This window comes from Pseudomonas sp. 2(2015) (assembly GCF_000955865.1).
Lineage (GTDB): Bacteria > Pseudomonadota > Gammaproteobacteria > Pseudomonadales > Pseudomonadaceae > Aquipseudomonas.
The window spans coordinates 85,662-111,913 of the sequence record NZ_JYOF01000007.1 but is presented as its reverse complement, the minus strand read 5'-3'; the positions used below and the strand labels follow the sequence as shown (position 1 = coordinate 111,913).

The 26,252-nt window shown below is 61.7% G+C and carries 26 protein-coding genes and 1 pseudogene; 11 read left to right on the top strand and 16 right to left on the bottom strand.

Annotated elements, in window-relative coordinates; all coding sequences use genetic code 11:
• Nucleotides 1-14 precede the first annotated feature (14 nt).
• Nucleotides 15-650 (bottom strand): alpha/beta hydrolase, encoded by a 636-nt coding sequence (locus UB48_RS12200; RefSeq protein WP_045197284.1) that lies wholly within the window; start codon nucleotides 648-650, stop codon nucleotides 15-17.
• Nucleotides 651-788: 138 nt separating this feature from the next.
• On the opposite strand from UB48_RS12200, the gene UB48_RS12195 reads away from it, so the two are divergent.
• Nucleotides 789-1,223: a YhcB family protein gene (locus tag UB48_RS12195; protein WP_038998843.1), complete on the top strand. Its 435-nt coding sequence runs from the start codon at nucleotides 789-791 to the stop codon at nucleotides 1,221-1,223.
• 84 nt (nucleotides 1,224-1,307) lie between these two features.
• Here the strand turns inward: UB48_RS12195 and mdeB are convergent, their stop codons facing one another.
• Together mdeB and UB48_RS12185 are read right to left on the bottom strand one after the other, a co-directional pair.
• Nucleotides 1,308-4,004, bottom strand: a complete 2,697-nt coding sequence (gene mdeB / locus UB48_RS12190; RefSeq protein ID WP_045197885.1) for an alpha-ketoglutarate dehydrogenase — start codon at nucleotides 4,002-4,004, stop codon at nucleotides 1,308-1,310.
• A 36-nt stretch (nucleotides 4,005-4,040) separates the two neighbouring features.
• Nucleotides 4,041-5,237, bottom strand: a complete 1,197-nt coding sequence (locus tag UB48_RS12185) for a methionine gamma-lyase (protein ID WP_045197282.1) — start codon at nucleotides 5,235-5,237, stop codon at nucleotides 4,041-4,043.
• 128 nt (nucleotides 5,238-5,365) lie between these two features.
• Here UB48_RS12185 and UB48_RS12180 point away from each other — a divergent pair, with 128 nt between their 5' ends.
• From UB48_RS12180 to UB48_RS12175, 3 genes are all read left to right on the top strand, one after another.
• Nucleotides 5,366-5,845 (top strand): Lrp/AsnC family transcriptional regulator, encoded by a 480-nt coding sequence (locus UB48_RS12180; protein WP_045197280.1) that lies wholly within the window; start codon nucleotides 5,366-5,368, stop codon nucleotides 5,843-5,845.
• A 219-nt stretch (nucleotides 5,846-6,064) separates the two neighbouring features.
• Nucleotides 6,065-6,298, top strand: a complete 234-nt coding sequence (locus tag UB48_RS27700; RefSeq protein WP_156160195.1) for an HNH endonuclease — start codon at nucleotides 6,065-6,067, stop codon at nucleotides 6,296-6,298.
• Nucleotides 6,295-6,555, top strand: coding sequence for a bacteriocin immunity protein (locus UB48_RS12175; RefSeq protein WP_045197278.1), 261 nt, complete (start codon nucleotides 6,295-6,297; stop codon nucleotides 6,553-6,555). Before UB48_RS27700 ends, UB48_RS12175 begins: the two co-directional genes overlap by 4 nt.
• A gap of 98 nt (nucleotides 6,556-6,653) precedes the next feature.
• On the opposite strand, the gene cysN is transcribed toward UB48_RS12175, so the two are convergent.
• From cysN to UB48_RS12155, 4 genes and pseudogenes are all read right to left on the bottom strand, one after another.
• Nucleotides 6,654-8,555, bottom strand: a complete 1,902-nt coding sequence (cysN, locus tag UB48_RS12170; RefSeq protein WP_045197276.1) for a sulfate adenylyltransferase subunit CysN — start codon at nucleotides 8,553-8,555, stop codon at nucleotides 6,654-6,656.
• Nucleotides 8,556-8,608: 53 nt separating this feature from the next.
• A pseudogene (locus UB48_RS12165) lies at nucleotides 8,609-8,950 on the bottom strand (four helix bundle protein).
• Nucleotides 8,951-9,052: 102 nt separating this feature from the next.
• Nucleotides 9,053-9,970: a sulfate adenylyltransferase subunit CysD gene (gene cysD / locus UB48_RS12160; protein ID WP_038998836.1), complete on the bottom strand. Its 918-nt coding sequence runs from the start codon at nucleotides 9,968-9,970 to the stop codon at nucleotides 9,053-9,055.
• Nucleotides 9,971-10,106: 136 nt separating this feature from the next.
• Complete coding sequence (locus UB48_RS12155) at nucleotides 10,107-10,865, bottom strand: Nif3-like dinuclear metal center hexameric protein (protein ID WP_045197274.1); 759 nt, start codon at nucleotides 10,863-10,865, stop codon at nucleotides 10,107-10,109.
• Nucleotides 10,866-11,094: 229 nt separating this feature from the next.
• Between UB48_RS12155 and algW the strand changes: the two genes are divergently transcribed.
• Nucleotides 11,095-12,252 (top strand): Do family serine endopeptidase AlgW, encoded by a 1,158-nt coding sequence (algW, locus tag UB48_RS12150; RefSeq protein ID WP_010220741.1) that lies wholly within the window; start codon nucleotides 11,095-11,097, stop codon nucleotides 12,250-12,252.
• A gap of 82 nt (nucleotides 12,253-12,334) precedes the next feature.
• Here the strand turns inward: algW and UB48_RS12145 are convergent, their stop codons facing one another.
• From UB48_RS12145 to UB48_RS12130, 4 genes are all read right to left on the bottom strand, one after another.
• Nucleotides 12,335-13,099, bottom strand: coding sequence for an amino acid ABC transporter ATP-binding protein (locus tag UB48_RS12145; RefSeq protein ID WP_010220739.1), 765 nt, complete (start codon nucleotides 13,097-13,099; stop codon nucleotides 12,335-12,337).
• Between the two features lie 10 nt (nucleotides 13,100-13,109).
• Entirely contained in the window at nucleotides 13,110-14,207 is a 1,098-nt protein-coding gene (locus UB48_RS12140) for an amino acid ABC transporter permease (protein WP_045197269.1), read from the bottom strand.
• 10 nt (nucleotides 14,208-14,217) lie between these two features.
• The gene (locus UB48_RS12135) at nucleotides 14,218-15,396 is read right to left on the bottom strand and encodes an amino acid ABC transporter permease (RefSeq protein WP_045197267.1); all 1,179 of its coding nucleotides are present in this window, start codon (nucleotides 15,394-15,396) and stop codon (nucleotides 14,218-14,220) included.
• Between the two features lie 67 nt (nucleotides 15,397-15,463).
• Nucleotides 15,464-16,492, bottom strand: coding sequence for an amino acid ABC transporter substrate-binding protein (locus UB48_RS12130; protein ID WP_038998832.1), 1,029 nt, complete (start codon nucleotides 16,490-16,492; stop codon nucleotides 15,464-15,466).
• A gap of 335 nt (nucleotides 16,493-16,827) precedes the next feature.
• Here UB48_RS12130 and UB48_RS12125 point away from each other — a divergent pair, with 335 nt between their 5' ends.
• The 5 genes from UB48_RS12125 (at nucleotide 16,828) to UB48_RS12105 (ending at nucleotide 21,958) form a co-directional block, all read left to right on the top strand.
• Nucleotides 16,828-17,484, top strand: coding sequence for an alpha/beta hydrolase (locus UB48_RS12125; protein WP_045197265.1), 657 nt, complete (start codon nucleotides 16,828-16,830; stop codon nucleotides 17,482-17,484).
• A gap of 96 nt (nucleotides 17,485-17,580) precedes the next feature.
• Entirely contained in the window at nucleotides 17,581-19,020 is a 1,440-nt protein-coding gene (gene rhlB / locus UB48_RS12120) for an ATP-dependent RNA helicase RhlB (RefSeq protein ID WP_093379758.1), read from the top strand.
• Between the two features lie 146 nt (nucleotides 19,021-19,166).
• On the top strand, nucleotides 19,167-20,117 hold the full coding sequence (locus UB48_RS12115) for an ornithine cyclodeaminase family protein (RefSeq protein WP_045197264.1): 951 nt from the start codon (nucleotides 19,167-19,169) through the stop codon (nucleotides 20,115-20,117).
• Between the two features lie 10 nt (nucleotides 20,118-20,127).
• The gene (locus UB48_RS12110; RefSeq protein ID WP_045197262.1) at nucleotides 20,128-21,258 is read left to right on the top strand and encodes an FAD-binding oxidoreductase; all 1,131 of its coding nucleotides are present in this window, start codon (nucleotides 20,128-20,130) and stop codon (nucleotides 21,256-21,258) included.
• Between the two features lie 73 nt (nucleotides 21,259-21,331).
• The gene (locus UB48_RS12105; protein WP_045197259.1) at nucleotides 21,332-21,958 is read left to right on the top strand and encodes a transcriptional regulator; all 627 of its coding nucleotides are present in this window, start codon (nucleotides 21,332-21,334) and stop codon (nucleotides 21,956-21,958) included.
• Nucleotides 21,959-21,987: 29 nt separating this feature from the next.
• Here the strand turns inward: UB48_RS12105 and UB48_RS12100 are convergent, their stop codons facing one another.
• From UB48_RS12100 to moaC, 4 genes are all read right to left on the bottom strand, one after another.
• Nucleotides 21,988-22,767: an ABC transporter substrate-binding protein gene (locus UB48_RS12100; protein ID WP_045197257.1), complete on the bottom strand. Its 780-nt coding sequence runs from the start codon at nucleotides 22,765-22,767 to the stop codon at nucleotides 21,988-21,990.
• A gap of 247 nt (nucleotides 22,768-23,014) precedes the next feature.
• Nucleotides 23,015-23,461, bottom strand: coding sequence for a molybdopterin synthase catalytic subunit MoaE (gene moaE / locus UB48_RS12095; protein WP_045197255.1), 447 nt, complete (start codon nucleotides 23,459-23,461; stop codon nucleotides 23,015-23,017).
• 2 nt (nucleotides 23,462-23,463) lie between these two features.
• Nucleotides 23,464-23,709, bottom strand: a complete 246-nt coding sequence (moaD, locus tag UB48_RS12090) for a molybdopterin converting factor subunit 1 (protein ID WP_045197253.1) — start codon at nucleotides 23,707-23,709, stop codon at nucleotides 23,464-23,466.
• Entirely contained in the window at nucleotides 23,706-24,182 is a 477-nt protein-coding gene (gene moaC, locus UB48_RS12085) for a cyclic pyranopterin monophosphate synthase MoaC (RefSeq protein WP_045197251.1), read from the bottom strand. Before moaC ends, moaD begins: the two co-directional genes overlap by 4 nt.
• A gap of 186 nt (nucleotides 24,183-24,368) precedes the next feature.
• On the opposite strand from moaC, the gene UB48_RS12080 reads away from it, so the two are divergent.
• Nucleotides 24,369-24,617 carry a hypothetical protein gene (locus UB48_RS12080; RefSeq protein ID WP_045197249.1) on the top strand — a complete coding sequence of 83 codons (249 nt, stop codon included), beginning with the start codon at nucleotides 24,369-24,371 and terminating at the stop codon, nucleotides 24,615-24,617.
• Between the two features lie 64 nt (nucleotides 24,618-24,681).
• Here UB48_RS12080 and UB48_RS12075 read toward each other — a convergent pair whose 3' ends face one another.
• The gene (locus UB48_RS12075; protein ID WP_045197246.1) at nucleotides 24,682-26,076 is read right to left on the bottom strand and encodes a PhoH family protein; all 1,395 of its coding nucleotides are present in this window, start codon (nucleotides 26,074-26,076) and stop codon (nucleotides 24,682-24,684) included.
• Between the last annotated feature and the right edge of the window lie 176 nt (nucleotides 26,077-26,252).

The window sequence follows — 26,252 nt, the reverse complement described above, 5'->3', positions numbered from 1 at the left end:
TTATCAGGCTTGTATCAGTTCGAAAGGCGTGGCAGCACCAGTTCCTTGAGGTCGGTGAGCTTGCCATGGAAAAAGTGTCCGCATTCTGCCACTTTCAGCAGCTCATGGGGGCGTGGCAGTGCGCCGGACCAAGCGTAGACGATCTGCGGATCGATCACTTCGTCGGTTTGCGGCTGGATCACGCTCAGCGCGCAGCCTTGTGGCAAGGTGTCGTGATCCTGCAGGCGCATCACCGCTGGCGCAACCATGAACAGGTGCTTCAATTCGATACCGTTTGCTTCCAGACGCCCGCCGAGGCTGGCCGCAACAAAGCCGCCGAATGAAAAACCCATCAGGGTCAGGGGCAGTCGCGGATGTTGTTCCAGCAGCCAGGTCGCTGCCGCCTGAGCATCGTCCACTTCGCCGCTGCCCATGTCATGGTTACCGGCGCTGGCACCGACACCACGGTAGTTGAATCGCAAGGTGATGTAACCGGCATCGCGGGCGGTGCGCTGCAGCATCGACACCACCTTGTTGGTCATGGTCCCGCCCTGCACCGGGTTAGGGTGACACAGCAACACCACGCCACGGGCGTCGGCAACATCAAGGTACAAGGCTTCCAGTTGGCCGACCGGGCCATCGATGAATACGGGGGTTTCGCGGATAAGCAAGGATAAACTCCGTGACCTCGGAAAGGGTCGACTCGTCTAGCTGAATGATTCTGTCTGAGATATTTGCGATCGTTCGCGGTATACAGCGCAGGTCCGAGCCGTTAACGTAAAGCAAAGCCGTTTATAGAGGAAGGACTCGTGGAACTCTCGCTCTTAGTTTGGTTGTTGCCGACCCTGGCCCTCGTCGTGGGTGTCGTCGTTGGTTTCCTGGTCGCCCGCCTGCTGCCCAATGCCGCACCGAGCAGCACCCAGCGTCAGCTGGATGATATCCAGGAACGTTTCGACAGCTACCAGAATGAGGTGGTTACTCACTTCAACAGTACGGCTGCGCTGGTCAAAAAGCTGACCCAAAGTTACCAGGACGTCCAGGATCACCTGGCCGAGGGCGCCAACCGCCTGGCCCTGGACGAACTCACCCGCCAGCGCCTGCTGGCCGCCCTGCACTCCGAAGCCGTGCAGCCTGCGCGTGATCGCCTGACCCCGCCGAAGGACACCGAGGTGCCGCGCGACTACGCACCGAAAGCGCCCAACGCACCGGGCATGCTCGATGAGCATTACGGGCTCAAGCGTTAAAAATACAAACCCCGCCAACTGGCGGGGTTTTTTATTATGGCTGCTGTTGCAGCCTGCAGGAGCGGGCTTGCCCGGTGATGAGCCTCAGCAATACCAAGGCGCCTCCCCCTCCCGGTAGCCATACTTCTCCCGCGCCTCATCCAGCACCCGCCGCTCAACTCCACCCTGGCGCACCAGGCTGTGCAGGCTTGCCAGAACAATGCTGAAGCGATCGACCTCGAAGAACCGGCGCAACTGCTGGCGGGTATCACTGCGGCCGAAACCGTCGGTACCCAGCGTCACATAAGGTGCCTGTACATATTCAGCAATCAATTGCGGCCAGGCCCGCACGTAATCGGTTGCCGCAATCACCGGCGCGTCACCGTCCAGGCAGCGCTGCACATGGCTCAGATCAGCACTGCCCTGCCCCAACCGGCCGGCGCGATCTACATCCCGCGCCTCACGCGCCAGCTCGCTGAAGCTGGTGACACTGAACACTTCACTGGCAACCTGCCAGTCGCTGGCCAGCAGTTCACTGGCAGCAATCACCTCGCGCAGAATCGCCCCGGAGCCCAGCAGGCGCACCCGCCCCTGGGCAGCCGGCAGCTGCTGTTCGACATAACGGTACATGCCGCGCAAAACCTCTTCATGCACCTGCGCCGGCAGGGACGGCTGTGGATAGTTTTCGTTCATCACCGCGACATAATGAAATTCATCGCACTGTTCAGTGAGCATGCGCCGCGCCGCGTACTCGAGGATCACCGCCAGCTCGCCAGCAAAGCACGGCTCCCAGGCCCGGCAGTTGGGCACCATCGAGGCCATCACCAGGCTTGAACCGTCCTGGTGCTGCAGCCCCTCTCCGCCCAGCGTGGTGCGCCCGGCAGTGGCGCCCAGCAGCAGGCCACGGGCGCGCTGGTCGGCGGCGGCCCAGATCAGGTCACCGACGCGTTGAAAGCCGAACATCGAGTAATAGATGTACACCGGCAGCATCGGTTCGCCATGCACCGCGTAGGACGTTGCCGCCGCCACCCAGGAAGAAATCGCCCCGGCTTCGGTAATACCTTCCTCCAGCAACTGGCCATCGCGCGCTTCCTTGTAGGACAGCAACGACCCTGCGTCTTCCGGCTCGTAGCATTGCCCCTGGGGCGAGTAGATGCCGATCTGCCGGAACAGGCTGGCCATGCCGAAGGTGCGCGCCTCGTCGGCGACTATCGGCACCACCCGCGGCCCCAGCTGCGGCGCCTTGAGCCAAGCGCTGAGCATGCGCACGGCGGCCATGGTGGTGGACATTTCCTTGCCGTCGGCCTGCAGGGCGAAGCCGCCCATGGCCTCCAGCGCTGGCACCGGCACCGGGCGTACGTCGCTGCGCCGAGCAGGCAGCGGCCCACCCAGAGCTTCCCGCCGCTCGCGCAGGTAGCGCATTTCTGCGCTGTCTTGGTCCGGTCGATAGAACTGCAACTGTTCGACCTGCGCGTCCGACAGCGGCAAATGAAAACGATCACGAAAGGCTAGCAAGGCCTGCACGTCGAGCTTCTTGGCCTGGTGCGCGGTCATTCGCGACTCACCGGCGGCGCTCATGCCGTAGCCCTTCTTGGTCTTGGCCAGAATCACCGTTGGCCGGCCCTTGCAGGCCTTGGCGGCGGCGAAGGCGGCGTACAGTTTGCGAAAATCGTGGCCACCGCGTTTCAACGCATTGATCTCGGCCGAGCTCATGTGCTCCACCAGCTTTTGCAAGGCCGGTTGCTGGTTGAAAAAGTGCTCGAGGTTGTAGGCGCCATCTTTGGCCCCAAGGTTCTGGAACTGCCCGTCCGGGGTCGCCGCCAACTGGCGCAACAGCACGTGCTCGGTGTCACGAGCGAACAATGCGTCCCACTCCGAGCCCCAGAGCACCTTGATCACGTTCCAGCCGGCGCCACTGAACAGCGCTTCAAGTTCCTGGATGATCTGACCATTACCGCGCACCGGTCCGTCCAGGCGCTGCAGGTTGCAATTGACCACGAAGGTCAGGTTATCCAGTTGCTCGCGGGCGGCCAGGGTCAAGCCGGCAATCGACTCCGGCTCGTCCATCTCGCCATCGCCAAACACCCCCCAGACGTGCCGGGCACTGGTATCGAGCAACTGGCGGTTGTGCAGGTAGCGCATGAACCGCGCCTGGTAGATCGCGTTGAGTGGGCCGATGCCCATGGAGCCTGTCGGAAACTGCCAGAAGTCCGGCATCAGCCACGGATGTGGGTAGGAGCACAGGCCCTTGCCAGCCACTTCCTGGCGATAGCTGGCCAGTTGCTCTTCGCTCAAACGCCCTTCCAGGAAGGCCCGGGCATAAATGCCCGGCGCCGAATGCGGCTGGAAGAACACCAGGTCAGCGCTGCGTTGCTCGCCACCGGCCTCACCGCGAAAAAAGTGCTGGAAACCGACTTCGAAAATCTCTGCGGCCGAGGCATAACTGGCGATGTGCCCGCCGAGGTCGCCATAAGCGTGGTTGGCCCGCATGACCATGGCCAGGGCGTTCCAGCGCAGGATGCTGGTGATGCGCTCATCGAGATCCAGATCACCCGGATAGACGCCCTGCTGCTCCACCGACAAGCTATTGCGATAGGCCGAAAAGGCCTGGGCCCCGCGCTCCAGGCCCAACTCGCGGGCATGGGTTTGCAGTTGCTGCAGCAGAAACCGCGCACGCTCCGGGCCGCAATGCAGCAGGGTCGAATCCAGTGCGTCCAGCCATTCGGCGGTTTCCCCCGGGTCGCTGTCCTGCTGTGGATCGCCCGGGCGCCGCGGCACACCTTCGCCAGGCACAAGGTTCATCATTGCCACCATTGCATTGACCTCGTCCGTGAAAGGTTAGGCGCAGGCCTTGAGCGCTTGTTGAATATCCGCCAGCAGGTCGTCGATGTCCTCCAGGCCCACCGACAGGCGTACCAGCCCTTCGGAAATGCCGTACTGCGCACGCTCCTCTGGGGTATAGCTGGAGTGGGTCATGCTTGCCGGGTGTTGGGCCAGCGATTCGGCATCGCCAAGGCTGACGGCACGGCTGAACAACTGCAGGGCATTCATGAAACGCCTGCCGGCAGTGATGCCGCCCTTGAGTTCAAAGGCGATCATGCCGCCCGGCAAACGCATCTGCCGCTGGGCCAGCTCATATTGAGCAAAGCCGGGCAGGCCGGGGTAATTGAGCATTTCAACTTCCGGCTGTTGCTCGAGGTATTCGGCAATGGCCTGGGCGTTGCTGCAGTGGCGCTCCATGCGCAAGTTCAGGGTTTTCATCCCGCGCATCAGCAAGGCGGCGTCATGGGGCGACATCACCGCACCGGTCATGTCTTTCAAGCCTTCCAGACGAATCCGATCCACCAGCGCCTTGCGCCCCACCACCAGGCCGGCAGTGATATCGCCATGGCCACTGAGGTACTTGGTCGCCGAATGCACCACCAGGTCGGCGCCCAGCTCCAGGGGTCGCTGCAGGTACGGGGTGCAGTAGGTGTTGTCCACCACCACGCTGATATCGTGCTGGTGCGCAAGCGCGGCCACGGCGGCGATATCGGTCATCTGCATGTTGGGGTTGGCCGGGGTTTCGAAATAGATCACCCGGGTATTGCCGTTGATCGCCGCCGCAACTGCCTGCAGGTCGCTCATATCGACATGCCGTACCTTGACCCCGAACTCGCCAATGCCATGGTGTAAAAAGGCAAAGGTGCAGCCGTACAGGGTGCGCCCCACCAGCACCTCGTCGCCGGGGCGCAGCAGGGTCCACAGGGTCGCGGTAATCGCGCCCATTCCCGAAGCCAGCGCCAGGCCGGCTTCGCCGCCTTCGAGCGAGGCCATGCGTTGTTCCAGCAAGGCCAGGGTAGGGTTGGAAATCCGGCTGTAGAAATGTCCGGCCTGTTCCCCGGCGAAGCAGGCAGCGCCGTACTCGACGGTCGGAAAAGCAAAGGTCGCGGTCTGGTAGATCGGTGGCACCAGGGCACCACTGTGTTCCAGTGGATCGTAACCGTGGTGAATGGCGCGGGTGGCAAAACCTGAATTGTTATTGGAGCCGCTCATGGCAAACAGCCTCTAGTGGTTTGTTATAAGCTTATGCCACTGAGGTGCTGATTTTTTTCCAAATGTAGCCGTCCTTGCGGAAGGTTATTGACATAAAAACAACGATTTCAGACCACGGAGGGTAAAACATGCCTACAACCATCGATCGCACCGATCGAGCGTTGCTCGCGGCCTTGCAAGACAACGCGCGCTTGACGGTTTCCGAGCTGGCCGACCAGGTCGCACTGACCACCTCGCCGTGCTGGCGACGGATCAAGCTACTGGAAGAAGCCGGCTACATCATCGGCTACCAGGCCATCCTCTCGCCCAAGTCGCTGGGCTTTGGCGTAACCGCTTTCGTCAGCATCATGATGGACTCGCACAGCAAGGAAATGGCCCGCGCCTTCGAGCAGCGGCTGATGGAAATCCCCGAAATCGTCGCCTGCCACAACATCTCCGGGCGTTATGACTTCCTGCTGGAAATCCTTGCCCGCGACCTTGAGTCATTCGGTGAGTTTGCCCGCGAAGTGCTGCAGACCTTGCCCGGGGTGAAAGAGATTTACTCGAGCTTCTCGTTCAAGGCAGTGAAGGAGAAGCGGGTGATTCCGGTGTCGGAAAAACACATCTGAATTCAAATCCCGTTCCTACAATGTGGGAGCGGGCTTGCCCCGCGATTTTCCCACTGCATCGCCCTGTAGGAAGCAAATTTCTCGCTGCTCAGAAAATCCTGACTCCAACTGCCACCCCGCACGACAGACATCCCCACCTGTAAATCTGCATCCTGTGCGCAAGACGCACCAGGAAGCATTTCACTGGCGCCCACCGTCAACAACCAGGGGTTGTTCTGAATGACCTTAAGCACCGATGCGCCTTTCACCTCTCCATTCTCCAAAGCGAACCTGGCCCGAATGCAGAAAGGCTATCCGCCCCGCGCGCCATTTTCAGAAACGGTCAAGAATCGCCGTTCTTATGAAATGCGCCATATCGTGCCAACGAGCGAGGGCGGTGCACTGTATGACCTGGACAACCTGCGAATCCTGACACCCAAACAATGCATCAGCCTCTATGGTGATCAGCAATGATATTGCTCCAGAGCAGCTTTGCTGATTACACGGCAACCGAGTTCGAATTGCTGATCGAGAACATTATCGAGGCCGCTGGCACCGAGCTCTATCAGGACACCTTGCTAGAGCACTTCATCGCAGTGACGCAACATCCAGAGGGCTCGGACCTGATTTTTTACCCGGCTGGCGGTCAGGAGCCAACGCCGCAGAAAATTATGAAGCAGATCCTGGAGTGGCGAGTAGCCAACGGCAGGCCTGGACTGAAGGTGGGCTGAATGAGGGCCCATCGCGGGGCAAGCCCGCTCCTACCGTGCGGTGAATTCGACCAACAAAAAGCCCCACCGAAGTGGGGCTTCTTGTTCAGCGCCAGCGCTTAGATCGCGCCACGCTTGCGCAGCAGCTCCAGCACCTGCTTGACGCCGTCTTCCAGGCTGACGTTCTGGGTGTCGATCACCAGGTCCGCATCCAGCGGTACGTCATACGGGAAGCTCTCGCCCGGGATGTTGTCGCCGCCGGCGGCATACAGGCCCTGCGGGTCACGCTCGCGGCACGCCAGAGGCGAAGCCTGGACGTAGACCGTAAGCAGGCGTTCCTTGCCGATCAGCGCCTTGGCCTGTTCGCGGCCTTCGGCGTCCGGGGCGACGAAGGCGGCCAGGGTCAGCAGGCCGGCTTCGTTGAACTGACGCGCAACGTGCGCGGCACGGCGCCAGTTCTCGGTGCGCCCGGCGCGGTCCTGCGGCAAGCCTTTGTTCAGGTCGTGGCGCAGGTTCTGGCCATCGAGCACATACACCGCACGGCCCATGTCGAACAGCTTGCGCTCCACGGCATAGGCCAGGGTGCTCTTGCCCGCGCCCGAGAGGCCGCTGAACAGCACGGTGGCTGGCTGCTGACCGAAACGCAGGGCACGTTCTGCGGTGTCCACGTGGGCCAATTTGCCGTGCTGGCCAACGCTGCCATGTGGCACAACCGGTGGCGCGATGATCATGCCGGCGCCAACGGTGCCGTTGGTCAGGCGGTCGATGACAATAAAGGCACCGGTGGTGCGGTTGCTGTCATAGCCGTCCAGCGCGATCGGCGCGTCGAGGCTGACCTTGACCTTGCCGATCTCGTTGAGCTGCAGGGCACTGGCGGCGCCCTGCTCCAGGGTGTTGACATCGACCTTGTGGGCGATGCTGGCAATCGAGCCCGGCACATAGCTGGTGGCGCGCTTGATGTCGTATTTTTTGCCCGGCAGCATCGGCTCTTCAGCCATCCATACCAGCATGGCGTCGAACTGGTCGGTCACCGGCGGGACGTTGTCGGCGTGCACCAGCAGGTCGCCACGGGAGATGTCGATCTCGTCTTCCATAGTCAGGGTCACGGCCTGGCCGGGGCCGGCGTTTTCCAGCTCGCCTTCGAAGGTGACGATGGACTTGACCCGGCTGCTCTTGCCCGACGGCAGCACGACGATTTCATCGCCCTTGTGCACCACGCCGCTGGCCAGGGTACCGGCGAAGCCGCGGAAGTTCAGGTTCGGCCGGTTGACGTACTGCACCGGGAAGCGCAGGTCGGTGAAGTTGCGGTCGGCCGCGACTTCGACGGTTTCGAGGATTTCCATCAACGCCGGGCCCGTGTACCACGGCGAACGCTCGCTGCGGTTGACCACGTTGTCGCCCTTGAGCGCCGACATCGGCACGAAGTGCAGGCTGCTCGGGCTCATGTTGATGGCTTCGGCGAACTTCAGGTAGTCGGCCTTGATGCTCTCGAACACGCCCTCGTCAAAGCCTTTGAGGTCCATCTTGTTGACCGCGACGACGATGTGCTTGATGCCCAGCAACGAGGCAATGTAGCTGTGCCGGCGGGTCTGGGTCTGCACACCGTAGCGGGCATCGACCAGGATGATCGCCAGGTCGCAAGTCGACGCACCGGTGGCCATGTTGCGGGTGTACTGCTCGTGGCCCGGGGTGTCGGCGATGATGAACTTACGCTTGGCGGTCGAGAAGTAGCGGTAGGCCACATCGATGGTGATGCCTTGCTCGCGCTCGGCCTGCAGGCCGTCGACCAGCAGCGCCAGGTCGATGTCGTCACCGGTGGTGCCGACCTTCTTCGAGTCGCGGGTGATGGCTTCCAGATGGTCTTCGTAGATCATCTTCGAGTCGTGCAGCAGGCGCCCGATCAGCGTGCTCTTGCCGTCGTCGACGTTACCGCAGGTAAGGAAGCGCAGCAGCTCTTTACGTTCGTGCTGGGCCAGGTAAGCGAGGATGTCCTCGCTGATCAGATCAGATTGGTGGCTCATTACATTCAAGCTCCAAGCTGTAAGCTTCAAGCGGCAAGCTTGTCGGCATACAACTAGTCAGAAATTTTGTTGATCAACCCGCTCAGCATTCTTGAAAGCTCACGAGTCTCTGTAATCCACTCATTCGACAAAGGCTTTGGCAGATAGCCTACCTCTCCCCCGATGATGATCTGCGTACGCAACTCACCGCAGGACGCCTTGGCAATACACAGATAGCGAACCTTTTCTTTTGCCGTTCTGCGCTCCATGCCTTCGGCGATATTCGACGGAACGGAAAGTGCCGCCCGGGTGATCTGATCCTTGAATCCAAGATCCCGGCACACCCTCTACTGCGTGTAAATCGCTACCGCCAAATCTTTGCATCTCTGCCAAACAGCAAGCTTCTCAAAGTCCATTGTTAAGCACTCTCACGCACCCACAATGGGGCGGCAGCCGACAAAACCCAGAAGCTACGCACCTTGCTTCTAACTTGCAGCTTGCCGCTTGTAACTTGAAGCTTAGAAGTACCCTTGACGTTTTTTGTCTTCCATTGAGCCGGCGCCATCGTGGTCGATGACCCGGCCCTGGCGCTCGGAAGTGCGCGTCAGGAGCATTTCCTGAATGATGTCGGTGAGGCTTTCGGCCTCCGACTCCACCGCGCCCGTCAACGGGTAGCAGCCAAGGGTACGGAAACGCACCTTCTTCTTGACGATACGGGCCTTTTCTTCCTCCGAGAGGTGCTCGAGGATGCGCGCGTCGTCGATCATGATCAGGGTGCCGTTCTTCTCGATCACTTCACGCTCGGCGGCGAAGTACAGCGGCACGATCGGGATGCCTTCGAGGTAGATGTACTGCCAGATGTCCAGCTCGGTCCAGTTCGACAGCGGGAACACGCGAATCGATTCGCCCTTGTTGACCTTGCCGTTGTAGACGTTCCACAGCTCCGGACGCTGGTTCTTCGGGTCCCAGCGGTGCTTGCTGTCACGGAACGAGTAGACCCGCTCCTTGGCCCGCGACTTCTCTTCGTCGCGGCGCGCGCCACCGAAGGCGGCATCGAAGCCGTACTTGTCGAGCGCCTGCTTGAGGCCCTCGGTCTTCATGATGTCGGTGTGCTTGGCACTGCCGTGGGTGAACGGGTTGATGCCCTGGGCGACGCCGTCCGGGTTGACGTGGGTGATCAGCTCCAGGCCCATTTCCTCGACCATCTTGTCGCGGAAGCTGTACATCTCCTGGAATTTCCACTGGGTGTCGACGTGCATTACCGGAAACGGCAGCTTGCCCGGGAAGAAGGCCTTGCGCGCCAGGTGCAGCATCACGGCCGAGTCCTTGCCAATCGAGTACAGCATCACCGGGTTATCGAACTCGGCGGCCACCTCACGAATGATGTGGATGCTTTCCGCCTCCAACTGTTTCAAATGCGTCAGTTTGTCGACCATGGCTACTCACGGAAATACGATCTTATGGACGGCCAGCGGGCCGTGTTCGAGCGGGCCACTTTATCACAGCGCCCGATTCTATTTAGGCAGCCAACTAGAACGAAACAGTATAAGAATATGCCCTGCCGTTTTAGCTTTATATAGGGTTCGGGCAGTCGATGAACAGGTGTTCCAGGGCAAACCGTCGGGCCAGGTAATCGCCCAGCGCCTGCACGCCGTAACGCTCGGTGGCGTGGTGGCCGGCGGCGATGAAGCTGATGCCGTTCTCGCGGGCGCTGTGGAAGGTCTGCTCGGAGGCTTCGCCGCTCAGGTACAGGTCGACACCGGCAGCAATCGCCTGGTCGATATAGCCCTGGCCGCCGCCGGTACACCAGCCGACCCGGCGGATGATCTGCTCGCCTTCGATCAATAGCGGCTCACGGCCCATCACCTCCTGCACCTTGCGGGCAAAATCGCGCGCCGACATGGGTTCGGCGAGCGAGCCGACCAATCCGACAATGCGCGGGTTCTGCGGGTCCAGCGGGCCTTCGACAGTGATGTCGAGCTGGCGCGCCAGCTGCACGTTGTTGCCCACTTCCGCGTGCAGGTCCAGCGGCAGGTGGTAGGACAACAGGCTCAGGTCGTTTTTCAGCAGGGTTTTCAGCCGGCGCTGCTTCATGCCGGTGATGCACGGGTTCTCGCCCTTCCAGAAATAGCCGTGGTGCACCAGCACCAGGTCGGCTTCGGCTTCGACTGCAGCGTCGAGCAACGCCTGGCTTGCGGTCACGCCGCTGACGATGCGGGTCACTTGCGGGCGGCCTTCGACCTGCAGGCCGTTGGGGCAGTAGTCCTGGATTTTGGCGCTGCCGAGGTAGCGTTCGGCTTCCTCGACCAGGGTACTCAAGGCAACAGCCATGGAAAGACTCCTCAATTTCGCAGTTCAGCGCGGCCCAAGGCCCCGTATAATGAGCGGCATTATGGGCCGTCGCCGGGTTTGGGGAAACCGACGGCAGTTGCCTGGGGGCTGGCATTGTTGGTTTTCGTGACGATTTAACAGTTCCTGCACAAGCCGCAGCGCAGTATGATCGCGCGCGTTTACGCTCCCAGCTGTCATCGGCCCTCTGCCAACTCCCAGGATTCGTTCAATGTTCAAGGCTTTGCGTTACTTTGGCTGGCCGCTGCTGGTCGGCGTGCTGATCGCCCTGTTGGTCATCCAGCGCTTTCCGCAGTGGGTCGGCCTGCCCAGCCAGGACGTCAACCTGCAGCAAGCCCCGCAAACCACGCGGATCATGCAGGGGCCGGTGTCCTACGCCGACGCCGTGAGCATCGCCGCCCCCGCGGTGGCCAACCTGTACACCACCAAGGTGGTCAACAAGACCGCCCACCCGCTGTTCGAAGACCCGCAGTTCCGCCGCTTCTTTGGCGACAACCTGCCCAAGCAGCGCCGCTGGGAGTCGAGCCTGGGGTCGGCAGTGATCATGAGCCCGGAAGGCTACCTGCTGACCAACAACCACGTGACCTCCGGTGCCGACCAGATCGTGGTGGCGCTCAAGGACGGCCGCGAAACCCTGGCACGGGTGATCGGCAGCGACCCGGAAACCGACCTCGCGGTGCTGAAGATCGACCTGAAGAACCTGCCGTCGATCACCATCGGCCGCTCCGACAACATCCATATCGGCGACGTCGCCCTGGCCATCGGCAACCCCTTCGGTGTCGGCCAGACCGTGACCATGGGCATCATCAGCGCCACCGGCCGCAACCAGCTGGGCCTGAACAACTACGAAGACTTCATCCAGACCGACGCCGCAATCAACCCGGGCAACTCCGGTGGCGCCCTGGTCGACGCCAACGGCAACCTCACCGGCATCAACACGGCGATCTTCTCCAAGTCCGGCGGCTCGCAAGGCATCGGCTTTGCCATTCCGACCAAGCTGGCGCTGGAGGTGATGAAGTCGATCATCGAGCACGGCCAGGTGATTCGTGGCTGGCTGGGGATCGAGGTGCAGCCGCTGAGCCAGGAACTGGCCGAGTCGTTCGGCATGCAGGGGCGTCCGGGCATCGTCGTGGCGGGGATTTTCCGTGATGGCCCGGCGCAGAAGGCCGGCCTGGAGCTGGGTGACGTGATCCTCAGCATCAACGGCGAACCGGCCGGCGATGGTCGCCGCTCGATGAACCAGGTGGCGCGGATCAAGCCCAATGACAAGGTGGCGATTCAGGTCATGCGCAACGGCAAGGAATTGAAGCTGACTGCTGAAATCGGCTTGCGTCCACCGCCGGCACCGGCAGCCAAAGAAGAAAACTGATGGGTTAACAGCATCGCGGGGCAAGCCCGCTCCCACAGGTTTTGTGGTTTACCTGTGGGAGCGGGCTTGCCCCGCGATGGGGTCAGTGCAGGATCTGACTCAGGAACAACTTGGTCCGCTCATTCTGCGGCCGGTCGAAGAAGTCGTCCGGCGCCGCCTGCTCTACAATCTCGCCTTTATCCATGAAGATCACCCGGTTCGCCACGGTGCGGGCAAAGCCCATTTCGTGGGTCACGCAGAGCATGGTCATGCCGTCTTCGGCAAGGCCAACCATGGTATCGAGCACTTCCTTGACCATCTCAGGGTCGAGCGCCGAGGTCGGTTCGTCGAACAGCATGATCTTCGGCTTCATGCACAGCGCCCGGGCAATCGCTACCCGTTGTTGCTGGCCACCCGATAGCTGCCCGGGAAACTTGTTGGCCTGCTCCGGAATTCGCACCCGCTCCAGATAGTGCATGGCAATTTCCTCGGCCTTGCGCTTGGGCATCTTGCGCACCCACATCGGCGCCAGGGTGCAGTTCTGCAGGATGGTCAGGTGCGGGAACAGGTTGAAGTGCTGGAACACCATGCCGACTTCGCGGCGGATCGCTTCGATCTGCTTGAGGTCGTTGGTCAGCTCCACGCCATCGACGACGATGCGCCCCTGCTGGTGCTCCTCAAGACGGTTGAGGCAGCGGATGGTGGTCGACTTGCCCGAGCCCGACGGCCCGCACAGCACGATACGCTCGCCCTGGCGCACGTTCAGGTTGATGTCCTTGAGCACGTGGAACTGGCCGTACCACTTGTTCACGCCCTGCATCTGAATAATGCCTTCAGGGCTCACAGGCTGTTTGATCGCTTCACTCATGGGAACACTCCTAACGCTTGTGGCCTGTGTCCAGCTTGCGCTCCAGATGCATGGAGTAGCGGGACATACCGAAACAGAAAATCCAGAAAACCAGGGCGGCAAATACATAGCCCTCGGTCGCCATGCCCAGCCAGGTCGGGTCGGCAGCTGCCTGCTTGACGCTGTTGAGCAGGTCGAAGAGGCCGATGATGATCACAAGGCTGGTGTCCTTGAACAGGGCAATGAAGGTGTTGACGATGCCGGGGATTACCAGCTTCAGGGCTTGCGGCAGAATCACCAGGCCCATCGAGCGCCAGTAGCCCAGGCCCATGGCCGCAGCGGCTTCGTACTGGCCCTTGGGAATAGCCTGCAGGCCGCCACGCACCACTTCGGCGATGTACGCCGACTGGAACAGGATCACCCCGATCATGGCCCGCAGCAGCTTGTCGAAGCTCATGCCCTCAGGCAGGAACAACGGCAGCATCACCGAGGACATGAACAGCACGGTAATCAGCGGCACGCCGCGCCAGAACTCGATGAAGGTCACGCAGACCACCTTCACCGCCGGCATGTTCGAACGCCGCCCCAGCGCCAGCAGGATGCCCAGCGGCAAGGCCCCGACGATGCCCACGGTGGCGATCACCAGGGTCAGCATCAGCCCGCCCCACTGGTTGGTCGGTACCGTGGCCAGGCCCAGGTAGCCGCCGTGCAGCAGGGTGTAGGCGATGATCGGGTACAGCACCAGAAAGCCCAGGCCGTAAACCGCCTTGCGCGGGAAGCGCGAGATGAACAACGGCGCGGCGCCGATTACCGCCAGCCAGACGGTCAGGTCGACACGCCAGCGCAGCTCGCTCGGGTAGTAACCGTACATGAACTGGCCGAAGCGCTGCTGGATGAACACCCAGCAGGCGCCCTCCTTGGTGCAGTCGGCGCGGGTGGTGCCCACCCAGTTGGCGTCGAAGATCGACCACTGCAGCAGCGGCGGCACGATCAGCCACACCAGGTACACGGCAAACAGCGTCAGCAGGGTGTTGAGCCAGCTGGAGAACAGGTTGGCGCGCATCCAGGCCATTACGCCGACGGCTTTGACCGGTGGCGGCATATCAGGTTTGAAAACATGGGTACTCATGCGCTTGTCCTCACCGCTCGATCAGCGCAATGCGCTTGTTGTACCAGTTCATCAGCAGGGAAATGCTGATGCTGATGGCCAGATAGACGCTCATGGTGATGGCGATCACCTCGATGGCCTGGCCGGTCTGGTTAAGCACGGTACCGGCGAACAGCGAGACCATTTCCGGGTAGCCGATACCGGCCGCCAGCGAAGAGTTCTTCGCCAGGTTCAGGTACTGGCTGGTCAGCGGCGGGATGATCACCCGCAGCGCCTGGGGAATGATCACCTTGCGCAGCGTCGGCCCTTCGCGCAGGCCCAGGGAGCGAGCCGCCTCGGTCTGGCCGTAGCTCACCGAACGGATGCCGGAGCGCACGATTTCGGCGATGAACGCTGCGGTATAGATGGTCAGTGCCAGGGTCAGCGCCAGCAGTTCCGGGATCAATACCCAGCCGCCGACGAAGTTGAAGCCCTTGAGCTGCGGCATCTCCCAGTGCACCGGCGCGCCGAACAGCAGCACGCACAACGCCGGAATGCCGAAGAACAGGAACAGGCCGACCCAGAATTTGTGGAACGGCTCGCCGGTGGCCTCAAAGCGCCGGTTGGCCAGGCGCACCATTACCACAATGGCAAGGATTGCCAGTGCGACGGCGACGACGAATGGCCAGAATCCATCGGCCATGGCAGCACCGGGCATGTTCAGGCCCCGGTTGCTGATAAAGAAGGTGTCGTTGAGATTGATGCTACCCCGCGGTCCCGGCAGGGTCAGGAACACCGCGAAGTACCAGAACAGGATCTGCAGCAGCGGTGGGATGTTACGGAAAGTCTCGACATACACAGTGGCCAGCTTGCTGATCATCCAGTTCGGTGACAGTCGTGCCACACCGATGATGAAGCCCAGCAGGGTCGCGAGGATGATGCCGATGAAGGTTACCAGCAGGGTGTTGAGCAGGCCGATAACGAACACCCGCGCATAACTGTCCTGTTCGGTATAGGGGATCAGGTGCTGGGCGATGCCGAAACCGGCACTGCGTTCGAGAAAGTCGAAGCCCGAAGTGATCCCGCGGTGTTGCAGGTTGGTCTGGGTATTGTGAAACAGGTACCAGCCCAGACCGACCACCGCGACCACGGTGATAATCTGGAACAGCCACGCACGCACACGTGGATCGCTCAGGGATAGTCCCTTGGGTGCGCCGATATTATTTTGCATGTAATGCCCCGCAAGGAAGGGAACCGAACAGCCTGCGGCGGCCGGATGCCGCCGCAGGCCGCAACCGTCAGCGCACCGGTGGCGCGTACTGGATGCCGCCGTTGTTCCACAGGGCGTTCAGACCGCGGTCGATTTGCAGTGGGGTTTCCTTGCCCAGGTTTTTCTCGAAGACTTCGCCGTAGTTGCCGACCTGCTTGACGATCTGCACTACCCAGTCCTTCGGCAGTTTCAGGTCTTTGCCGTACTCGCCGTCGGCGCCGAGCATGCGGGCCACGTCAGGGTTCTTGGTGGCCTTGGCTTCGGCTTCGACGTTTTTCGAGCTGATGCCCATCTCTTCGGCGTTGAGCATGGCGAACAGGGTCCACTTGACGATGCTGAACCACTCTTCATCGCCTTTGCGCACCACCGGGCCCAGCGGCTCCTTGGAGATGGTCTCTGGCAGCACCACGTAATCGGCCGGGGCGGCCAGCTTGGAGCGTTGTGCGTAGAGCTGCGATTTGTCCGAGGTCAGCACGTCGCAACGGCCGGATTCCAGCGATTTGGCGCTCTCGTCGGAGGTGTCGAAGGTGATCGGGGTGTATTTCAGGCCGTTGGCGCGGAAGTAGTCGGAGACGTTGAGTTCGGTGGTGGTACCGGCCTGGATGCAGATGGTTGCACCGTCCAGTTCCTTGGCGCTGGAAACGCCGAGCTTCTTGTTGACCAGAAAACCGATGCCGTCGTAGTAGGTAACACCGGCGAACACCAGGCCCATGCCGGCGTCGCGCGAGCTGGTCCAGGTGGTGTTGCGCGACAGCACGTCGACTTCGCCCGATTGCAGCGCGGTGAAGCGCTCCTTGGCGTTGAGCTGGCTGAACTTGACCTTCTTGGCGTCGCCGAACACCGCAGCGGCGACCGCGCGGCAGACGTCGGCGTCGATACCGACGATGTTGCCCTTGGCATCCGGTACCGAGAAGCCCGGCAAGCCGTCACTGACGCCACATTGAACGAATCCCTTCTTCTGTACTGCGTCCAGGGTCGCACCTGCCTGTGCGAAACCGCTGATACCCAACGCGGTAGCAGCGGTAACCACTGCCAGTGTGGATTTCAACATCTTCATTCAAACCTCCAGTTTTGCTCTTGTTGTGTGAGCCGGGATTGCACCGCACCCTTATGAGGCGCATCCGACCCGTGTTGGCTTGTTTTTGGGTCAATTGGCGCAATGCGCTGTTCTGTGACAGCCTTGGGGACCGCTAACGGGTGTTACCGTCCAAAACGTGTAACCTCGCATCTGGAGTTTCATAGCAAAGCGCGTACCACACTGAAGGGCTAAAGCGTTTCAGTTAACGTCAATAGGAAAACTTGCAACCTTGCGACAGGTTTTTCCCGGATTTACCCGACGCGCCTTCATTTCATGCACGCAAACAAGAGCGCGCGCACACTTTCGGAGCAGTCATGACCCACCCGCTGATTCTCGAACCACAAAAAACCGCAGACGCCTGTGTGATCTGGTTGCACGGCCTGGGGGCCGATCGTTACGACTTCATGCCGGTGGCTGAGGCCCTGCAGGAAGTTCTGCTGACCACCCGCTTCGTCATGCCCCAGGCACCCACCCGTCCGGTGACCATCAACGGCGGCTATGCAATGCCCAGCTGGTACGACATCAAGGCCATGAGCCCGGCGCGAGCCATCGATGAAGACCAGTTGCACGAATCGGCGGAACAGGTGATCGAACTGATCAAGGCCGAGCAGGCCAAGGGCGTGGCCCTGTCGCGGATCATCCTCGCCGGCTTCTCCCAGGGCGGCGCCGTGGTGCTGCACACTGCCTATATAAAGTGGCAAGAAGCCCTGGGCGGCGTACTGGCGCTTTCGACCTATGCCCCGACTTTCACCGAGGCACGCGAACTGAGCGCCTGCCAGCAACGCACCCCGGCCCTGTGCCTGCACGGTGTGTACGACCCGGTTGTGCTACCGGCCATGGGACGCAGCGCCTACGAGCACCTGAAGAACTGGGGCGTCAGCGCCAAGTGGGCCGAGTACCCGATGGAGCACGAAGTGCTGCAGGAAGAAATTCGCGATATCGCCGACTGGCTGGCCGAGCGCCTGCGCTAAAAGAAGCGTTCCCCGTAGTTGTCAGTGCAATCCACTACGCCGCGCCCGATTCTTGCATTACACTGCCCGGCGTACATTCCTTAACCAATTGATGAGATGACCGTGCTCAAAGCACTCAAGAAGATGTTCGGCAAGAGCGAGGTTGAGCAACTCGCCACCGAAACCGCTGCCCCCGTGAAGCAGCCGCCCGCAGCACCCCAGGCCCCTGCCCCGTCGGCACCGCTCAAGACCGAAGCCGTGGACCCTGCCCCGGCACGCGCCGAAAAACCGGCCGAGGCCAAGCCGCGCCGTGAGCGCAAGCCAAAGCCCGCCGCCTCCACCTGGAAGCTCGAAGACTTCGCCGTCGAGCCGCAGGAAGGCAAGACCCGCTTTCATGACTTCAAGCTCTCGCCCGAGCTGATGCATGCGATCCACGACCTAGGGTTCCCGTACTGCACGCCAATCCAGGCCCAGGTGCTGGGCTACACCCTGCGTGGCAAAGACGCCATTGGCCGGGCCCAGACCGGTACCGGCAAGACCGCAGCCTTCCTGATTTCGATCATCACCCAGCTGCAGCAGACCCCGCCGCCGAAAGAGCGCTACATGGGCGAGCCACGGGCGCTGATCATCGCCCCGACCCGCGAGCTGGTGGTGCAGATCGCCAAGGATGCCGCGGCGCTGACCAAATACACCGGCCTCAACGTCATGACCTTCGTCGGCGGCATGGACTTCGACAAGCAGCTCAAGGCCCTCGAAGCCCGCCACTGTGACATCCTGGTCGCCACCCCGGGCCGCCTGCTGGACTTCAACCAGCGCGGTGAAGCACACCTGGACATGGTCGAGGTGCTGGTGCTGGACGAAGCCGACCGCATGCTCGACATGGGCTTCATCCCCCAGGTGCGGCAGATCATCCGCCAGACCCCGCCCAAGAGCGAGCGCCAGACCCTGCTGTTCTCGGCAACCTTCACCGAAGACGTGATGAACCTGGCCAAGCAGTGGACCACCGACCCTGCCATCGTCGAGATCGAGCCGGAGAACGTCGCCAGCGAGACCGTCGAGCAGCACGTCTATGCCGTGGCCGGCAGCGACAAGTACAAGCTGCTGTACAACCTGGTGACCGAGAACAAGTGGGAACGGGTGATGGTCTTTGCCAACCGCAAGGACGAAGTACGACGCATCGAAGAGCGCCTGGTGCGCGATGGCGTCAACGCCGCCCAGCTGTCGGGCGACGTGCCGCAGCACAAGCGGATCAAGACCCTCGAGAGTTTTCGCGAAGGGCGCATCACCGTGCTGGTGGCCACTGACGTGGCTGGCCGCGGTATCCACATCGACGGCATCAGCCACGTGATCAACTTCACCCTGCCGGAAGACCCGGACGACTACGTGCACCGCATTGGTCGTACCGGTCGTGCCGGCACCAGCGGCGTGTCGATCAGCTTCGCCGGTGAGGATGACTCCTACCAGCTGCCAGCCATCGAAGAACTGCTGGGGCGCAAGATCAGCTGCGAGATGCCGCCGACCGAGTTGCTCAAGCCGGTACCGCGCAAGCATCACTGAGTGCAGTAACACCAATCGCGGGGCAAGCCCGCTCCTACACCACCCTGTAGGAGCGGGCTTGCCCCGCGATGCTTTTTACACCTCGGCATATTGCCCAAATAAACTAAAAGTCCATAATAGACAAAATAGTTCATTTGGAGCTTCGCATGTCTGCGCCTCTCGTCATCGATCAACAGCACGCTCGCCAACTGCTCGCCCAGGTGGATGTCCCGCAGATCCTGCGCAACCTGTTCCGTGACCTGGCGGCCGGGCAAGCGGTACAACCGCCCCAGCAACTGGTGGAATTCCCGGCCGGCAAAGGCGACTTCATCAACTACGGTGGCGTGCTGGCCGAACAGCGCGTGTACGGGGTCAAGACCTCGCCCTATATCGTCCGCGAGCAGGGACCGCTGGTCACCGCCTGGACCCTGCTGATGTCCATGGACAGCGGCCAGCCGCTGCTGCTGTGCGATGCCGGTGAACTGACCACCGCGCGCACCGCCGCCACTACCGCCGTTGCCGTCGATGCCCTGGCAGCCAGCGAGGCCCGGCGCCTGACCATCATCGGCAGCGGCCCGATTGCCCGCGCCCACCTGCATTACGCCCGCAGCCTGCGTCCATGGCAGGACATCCGCCTGTACTCGCCAAGCCTGGGCCGGCAATCGACCGAACAGCGTCAGGCCCTGAGTAATCTCGACCCGCGCCTGGTGCTCAGCGAAAGCCTGGAGCAGGCGGTGCTGGATGCCGACGTGATCATGCTCTGCACCTCCTGCGCCACGCCGGTGCTCGACCCGCGCCAATTGAGCAAGCCCGCGCTGATCACCTCCATCAGCACCAATGCGGTGCGTGCCCACGAAGTGCCGCCAGCGACCTTAAGCGAGATGGACGTTTACTGCGACTACCGCGTAACCACCCCGGGCAGCGCCGGCGAGATGCGCATCGCCGCCGAACAACATGGCTGGCAAGCCGATGCGATCGTCGGCGATCTGGCGCAATTGATCAGTGGTGCGGCGCACAAGCCTGGCTACCAGCGCCACGCTTTTTTCCGCTCCATCGGCCTGGGCCTGGAAGACATCGCCCTGGCCAACGCCCTGTACCGCCTGCAACGCGCCGACTGAGGAAACCTTCATGCAACAGGCTGATTTCATCATCATCGGCGCCGGTATTGCCGGTGCCTCCACCGGCTTCTGGCTGGCCGGCCACGGCCGGGTACTGCTGCTTGAGCGCGAGTCGCAGCCGGGCTACCACTCCACCGGCCGCTCGGCAGCGCTGTACACCGCCGCCTATGGCACCCCGCAAGTGCGCGCACTGACCCTGGCCAGCCGGGCGTTTTTCGACCAGCCGCCAGCGGGTTTTACCGAGCACCCGCTGCTCAGCCCGCGCGGGGAAATGACCGTCGATCTCAATGGTGACCCTGAAGAGCTGCAGCGTCAGTACCAGAGCGCCAAGGCCTGCGTGCCAGAGGTCGAGCTGCTCAGCGCCGAGCAAGCCTGCACGCGCCTGCCGGTGCTGCGCCGCGACAAGGTGCATGGCGCCCTGTACGACCCGAGTGCCAGCGACATCGACACCGACGCCCTGCACCAGGGTTACCTGCGCGGCATTCGTCGCCAGCAGGGTGAAGTGCACAGCGACTGCGAAGTACAACACCTGAGCCGCGACGCCGACGGCCTCTGGCACGTGCAGACCAGCCGCGGCACCTTCACCGCCCCGGTGCTGATCAACGCTGCCGGTGCCTGGGCCGACAAAGTCGGCGAACTGGCCGGCGCCCAACCCCTGGGCCTGCAGCCAAAGCGCCGCGCCGCGTTCATCTTCGCCGGTCCCGAAGGCATCGACAGCCATGCCTGGCCGATGCTGGTCAGCCTCGATGAGTCGTTCTACATGAAGCCTGACGCCGGCATGCTGCTCGGCTCACCGGCCAATGCCGACCCGGTCGAGCCCCACGACGTGCAGGCCGAAGAGCTGGACATCGCCATGGGCATCTACCAGATCGAAGAAGCCACCACCCTGAGCATTCGTCGCCCGACCCGTACCTGGGCCGGCTTGCGCAGCTTCGTCGCTGACGGCGACCTGGTGGCCGGCTTCGATCCGCAGGTGCCCGGGCTGTTCTGGGTGGCCGCGCAAGGCGGCTATGGTATCCAGACCTCGCCGGCCATGGGCCAGGCCAGCGCCGCCCTGGTGCGCGGTGAAGACTTGCCTGACACCCTCAAGGGCTTTGGCCTCAACGCTGCGATGTTGTCGCCGCGCCGCCTGCAAGGGTGACGCCCGGCCGCGATTGCGGCACACTCCCAGCGCCCTGTCGCAAGGGCGCTGACACCGCCTGGAGCCCGTCCGAATGCCCACACCCCAAGCCGATCCCGTCCTGCACAACTACCGGGCCATCGCCGACGCCATCGCCACCCTGTTCTTCCCCCACGCCGAAGTGGTGCTGCACGATTTGCGCAGCCAGAAGATCGACTACATTGCCAACAACCTGTCCAAGCGCGAGATTGGCGATGATGCGGCGCTGGAGGACATGTTCGAGGAAGGTACTGACGAGACCAACATCGGACCGTACGAAAAGCTCAACTGGGACGGTCAGAAGATCCGCTCGCTGAGCACCGTACTGCGCGACCCGGCCGGCAAGCCGCTGGCGGTGCTGTGCATCAACCTGAATATTTCCCTGTTCGAAAACGCCAAGGCGGCGCTCGACCTGTTCTTGTCGCCGAGCAAGCTGATCCCGCAGCCCGATGCGCTGTTTCGCGATGACTGGCAGGAGCGCATCAACACCTTCCTCAACAGCTGGCTGCGCCAACGTCAACTGAGCCTCAACCTGCTCAGCCGCGACCATAAGCGCGAACTGGTACTGGCCCTGCACGCCGAGGGCGCGTTCAAGGGCAAGAGTGCCGCCAACTATGTGGCCAATGTGCTGGGGATGGGACGGGCGACGGTGTACAAGCACCTGAAGGAACTCAAGGCCTGATCACGCCCAGGCCCTGATTAAAGCGGCGATCAGTCGCCGTAGATATCAGACTTGAAGTACTTGGCCTGGATCTTCTGGTATTCGCCGTTGGCGCGAATGGCGTCGATGGCCTGGTTCAGCTCGGTCACCAGTTGCGTGTTGCCCTTGCGCACCGCGATACCCGCGCCTTCACCCACATAGCTCGGGTCTTTCAGCTCTGGGCCGACGAAAGCGTAGCCTTTGCCCTTCTCGGTATTCAGAAAACCCTGCTCCAGCGGAATGGTGTCGGCGAAAACGCCGTCCAGACGCCCGGAAACCAGGTCCATGAAGATCTCTTCGTTACTGGTGTAGCGCACCACCTCGATACCCTTGGGAGCCAGCACCTCGGTGACGTAACGGTCAGTGGTAGTTGCCCGCTGCACACCGATGCGCTTGCCCTTGAGGCTGACGAACTGGTCGTCGACCTGGCTGCCTTCCTTCATCGCCAGGCGCGCGGAGGTGAAGTAGTACTTGTGGGTGAAGTCCACCGAGCGCTTGCGCTCTTCGGTGATGGTGATCGACGACAGCGCCGCATCGATCTTCTTGACCTTCAGCGACGGGATCAAGCCGTCATACTCCTGCTCGGTCCACTGGCATTTGACCTGCATCTGCGCGCACAGGGCATTGCCGATGTCGTAGTCGAAGCCGCTGATATTGCCGTCAGGGGTCTTGAATGCGAACGGCGGGTACGCGGCTTCGATGCCAATGCGCAATGTCTTCTCGGCGGCGAACAGACTGCTGCTGGCCATCAGACTCAGGGCCAGGCCGCTGATCAGGGTGAACTTGTTCATGACGGGGCTCTCTCGCTCGTTGTTGGAGGTGTGGTGCCAGACAGAGGGAAAGGGGCAGGCGCGGGTCGGCCTGGAATTATTTTGTACTTATAATTCCATACTGGACTTTTTGGTATGAAAATTCAACAAGCAAAAGCATTGTGGGAGCTGGCTTGCCAGCGATGCAGCCAGTGCAATCAGCACATCAGGTGTTGCCTGCATTGCGACCGCTACGCGCTCGATCGCTGGCAAGCCAGCTCCCACAGGGTTACCAGCGCCCGGCAGCCTCTTCATCACTCTGCTTGCCCTCGACCCAGCGCGGGCCGTCGCCGGTCTGTTCCTTCTTCCAGAACGGCGCGCGGGTTTTCAGGTAGTCCATGATGAAATTGCAGGCATCGAATGCGGCCTGACGATGGGCACTGGCAACACCGACAAAAACGATCGGTTCACCGGGTTCCAGGCCGCCAATGCGGTGCAGCACCTCGACCTTGAGCAGCGGCCAGCGCTGCTCGGCTTCAACCACGATCTTGGCCAGGGCCTTTTCGGTCATACCCGGGTAATGTTCGAGGAACATCCCCGCCACGTCCTGGCCATCATTGAAGTCGCGCACGTAGCCGACAAAACCGACCACCGCCCCGACACCGACGTTGGCCGCGTGCATCGCATTGACTTCAGCCCCCGGGTCAAAGGGCTCGCTCTGGACTCGAACGCTCATGCTCAGCCTCCAGTCACGGGCGGAAAGAACGCCACTTCGTCACCGTCTTCAAGCGGCTCGTCCAGCTTGCACAGCTCTTCATTGCGCGCGCACATCAGGTTCTGTTCGCGCAGCACATCATGCTTGTCACCTTTTGCAACCAGCGCCTTGCGTACGTCATCCAGGGTAGCGAACGAACCCTCGAGCTTTTCGGCATCAACCCCCAGAAACTCCCGGTAACGGGCGAAATACATCACCTTGATTTTCATTGCACGTCATCCGCCTGGTAATGGCCGCTCTTGCCGCCGAGCTTTTCCAGCACGCGCACGCCGTCGATGATCATGCCGCGGTCGACCGCCTTGCACATGTCATAGATGGTCAGGGCCGCGACGCTGGCAGCGGTCAGCGCTTCCATTTCTACCCCGGTCTGCCCGGCCAGCTTGCAACGGGCGACGATATAGACAGTGTCGTTGCCTTCGGCGCGGAGCTCGACCTTGACGCTGGTCAGCAGCAACGGGTGGCACAACGGAATCAGGTCGCTGGTCTTCTTCGCCGCCTGGATACCGGCAATGCGCGCCACGGCAAACACGTCACCCTTGGGGTGTTCGCCTTCGACGATCATCTGCAGGGTTTGCGGGAGCATGCGCACCCGCGCTTCGGCCACCGCCTCACGCGACGTCACGGCTTTATCGGTGACGTCGACCATGTTGGCGCGACCTTGGGAATCGAGATGGGTCAGCACAGCGTTACTCCTGTTTCAGGACAGTCGATTGTAAACCCTTGAGTCAGACCTTAGCGACAAGCGCGGACACTGCCTGGGGCTTTAAACATGCGATATCCATCTACTACACACTGATGTGTCTGCAGGTAGAAGCTGCCAATGCAACAACCTTGCACGCACCCTAACCTGATGCCAGGAGGCACCGATATGGTCATGAACGCGAAAGACTACGAAAAAATGCAACCCATCTTTGCTCCCTACATTGGCAAAACATTCAGCAAGGAGTTAGCCGACGAGATCCGCAAAAATGCGGGTGGAGGTGAAGTCACCGAGATTCGGCCGGGAGTGATTGGTTATACCGGGCAGAGCCCTTACCTTCTGATTCTCGACAAGGACGACAGCATACTGAGCGTAATTTTCACCGGCTGGGGTGCTTTTGGCCGCGGTTGGAAATGAAATTACCAGCAATAAAAAAAGCCCGCATCGGCTGATGCGGGCTTTTTGCAACCTCCGTACCGGGTTACAGGTGCGATTCGGCGTATTCGGCCAGAATCGAGCGCGGTACGCCCTGCAGGGTGATGTGCACGCCGTTGGGGAAGTCCTTGAAGCGCTCGGTCAGGTAGGTCAGGCCGGAGCTGGTGGCGGACAGGTAAGGGGTGTCGATCTGCGCCAGGTTGCCCAGGCAGATCACTTTGGAACCGGCGCCGGCACGGGTGATGATGGTTTTCATCTGGTGCGGGGTGAGGTTCTGGCATTCATCGATCAGGATCAGGCTCTGCTGGAAGCTGCGACCGCGAATGTAGTTCAGCGATTTGAACTGCAGCGGCACCCGCTCAAGGATGTACTCGACGCTGCCATGGGTGTTTTCGTCATCCATGTGCAGGGCTTCGAGGTTGTCGGTGATTGCCCCGAGCCAGGGCTCCATTTTTTCTGCTTCAGTGCCCGGCAGGAAGCCGATCTCCTGGTCCAGCCCCTGCACGCTGCGGGTGGCGATGATGCGCCGGTAGCGCTTGCTGACCATGGTCTGCTCGATGGCGGCAGCCAGGGCCAGGATGGTCTTGCCGGAACCGGCCGCGCCGGTCAGGTTGACCAGGTGAATGTCCGGGTCGAGCAAGGCGAACAGCGCCAGGCTCTGGTGGATGTCACGCGGCTTGAGGCCCCAGGCTTCCTGGTGCAGCAGCGGCTCCTGGTGCAGGTCGAGCAGCACCAGCTCGCCATCCTTGATGCCCTTGATCCAGCCGACGAAGCCCTGCTCGTCAATGATGAACTCGTTGATGTGCACGGCCGGCAGGTTGTCGATCATCTGCACCCGGTGCCAGGTGCGGCCATGGTCCTGGCGGGTCTCGACCTTGCTGACGCGGTCCCAGAACGAGCCGGTGACGCTGTGGTAACCCTTGGACAGCAGGGAGACGTCGTCCACCAGCTGGTCGGTGCTGTAGTCCTCGGCCGCGATCCCGCAGGCGCGGGCCTTGAGGCGCATGTTGATGTCTTTGGTCACCAGCACCACGTCCAGTTCCTTGCGCCGGCTACGCAGCTCGAGCAACTGGTTGATGATGATGTTGTCGTTGAGGTTCTCCGGCAGCAGGCGGTTGGGCTCGTTGCGCGGGCTCATGAGAATCGACAGGAAGCCCTTGGGGCCGCTCTTGCCGCGCTGGATCGGCACGCCCTGCTCGACATCGGCCGGCGAGGCATCGCCCAGGGTCTGGTCGATCAGGCGGATGGCCTGGCGACATTCGGCGGCAATCGTATGTTTGCCCGTCTTGAGTTTGTCGAGCTCCTCCAGCACCGTCATCGGGATAGCGACGTGGTGCTCCTCGAAGTTGAGCAAAGCGTTGGGATCGTGAATCAGTACATTGGTATCGAGCACATAAAGGATTGGCTGGTTGGAGGAAGTGCTGCGTCCTTGATCATCCATACTCGGTCACCTTTGTGGGAGCCAGACGACGCAATACCTGAGCGGTGCTGCGCCGCGAAGTGGCCGCCGGTTCTCCCCTGGTCCGCGTCGTTACGGGTAGGGAGCTGCGAACAAAGAATGGGCCGTAGGACGCCACCTGTGCTGCAGGGTTCGGCGGTCTGTCTTCGTAATACCGC

Bases quoted from the DNA above. Each gene is read 5' to 3' on its own strand.
- UB48_RS12110 (WP_045197262.1), top strand. From the start codon at position 20,128: ATGCAACAGGCTGATTTCATCATCATCGGCGCCGGTATTGCCGGTGCC.
- rhlB (WP_093379758.1), top strand. From the start codon at position 17,581: ATGACCGTGCTCAAAGCACTCAAGAAGATGTTCGGCAAGAGCGAGGTT.
- mdeB (WP_045197885.1), bottom strand. From the start codon at position 4,004: ATGAACCTTGTGCCTGGCGAAGGTGTGCCGCGGCGCCCGGGCGATCCA.
- moaD (WP_045197253.1), bottom strand. From the start codon at position 23,709: ATGAAAATCAAGGTGATGTATTTCGCCCGTTACCGGGAGTTTCTGGGG.
- UB48_RS12130 (WP_038998832.1), bottom strand. From the start codon at position 16,492: ATGAAGATGTTGAAATCCACACTGGCAGTGGTTACCGCTGCTACCGCG.
- UB48_RS27700 (WP_156160195.1), top strand. From the start codon at position 6,065: ATGACCTTAAGCACCGATGCGCCTTTCACCTCTCCATTCTCCAAAGCG.
- moaE (WP_045197255.1), bottom strand. From the start codon at position 23,461: ATGAGCGTTCGAGTCCAGAGCGAGCCCTTTGACCCGGGGGCTGAAGTC.
- UB48_RS12080 (WP_045197249.1), top strand. From the start codon at position 24,369: ATGGTCATGAACGCGAAAGACTACGAAAAAATGCAACCCATCTTTGCT.
- algW (WP_010220741.1), top strand. From the start codon at position 11,095: ATGTTCAAGGCTTTGCGTTACTTTGGCTGGCCGCTGCTGGTCGGCGTG.
- UB48_RS12140 (WP_045197269.1), bottom strand. From the start codon at position 14,207: ATGAGTACCCATGTTTTCAAACCTGATATGCCGCCACCGGTCAAAGCC.
- UB48_RS12145 (WP_010220739.1), bottom strand. From the start codon at position 13,099: ATGAGTGAAGCGATCAAACAGCCTGTGAGCCCTGAAGGCATTATTCAG.
- UB48_RS12155 (WP_045197274.1), bottom strand. From the start codon at position 10,865: ATGGCTGTTGCCTTGAGTACCCTGGTCGAGGAAGCCGAACGCTACCTC.
- UB48_RS12185 (WP_045197282.1), bottom strand. From the start codon at position 5,237: ATGAGCGGCTCCAATAACAATTCAGGTTTTGCCACCCGCGCCATTCAC.
- cysN (WP_045197276.1), bottom strand. From the start codon at position 8,555: ATGAGCCACCAATCTGATCTGATCAGCGAGGACATCCTCGCTTACCTG.
- UB48_RS12105 (WP_045197259.1), top strand. From the start codon at position 21,332: ATGCCCACACCCCAAGCCGATCCCGTCCTGCACAACTACCGGGCCATC.
- UB48_RS12100 (WP_045197257.1), bottom strand. From the start codon at position 22,767: ATGAACAAGTTCACCCTGATCAGCGGCCTGGCCCTGAGTCTGATGGCC.
- cysD (WP_038998836.1), bottom strand. From the start codon at position 9,970: ATGGTCGACAAACTGACGCATTTGAAACAGTTGGAGGCGGAAAGCATC.
- UB48_RS12180 (WP_045197280.1), top strand. From the start codon at position 5,366: ATGCCTACAACCATCGATCGCACCGATCGAGCGTTGCTCGCGGCCTTG.
- UB48_RS12125 (WP_045197265.1), top strand. From the start codon at position 16,828: ATGACCCACCCGCTGATTCTCGAACCACAAAAAACCGCAGACGCCTGT.
- UB48_RS12175 (WP_045197278.1), top strand. From the start codon at position 6,295: ATGATATTGCTCCAGAGCAGCTTTGCTGATTACACGGCAACCGAGTTC.
- UB48_RS12115 (WP_045197264.1), top strand. From the start codon at position 19,167: ATGTCTGCGCCTCTCGTCATCGATCAACAGCACGCTCGCCAACTGCTC.
- UB48_RS12075 (WP_045197246.1), bottom strand. From the start codon at position 26,076: ATGGATGATCAAGGACGCAGCACTTCCTCCAACCAGCCAATCCTTTAT.
- UB48_RS12135 (WP_045197267.1), bottom strand. From the start codon at position 15,396: ATGCAAAATAATATCGGCGCACCCAAGGGACTATCCCTGAGCGATCCA.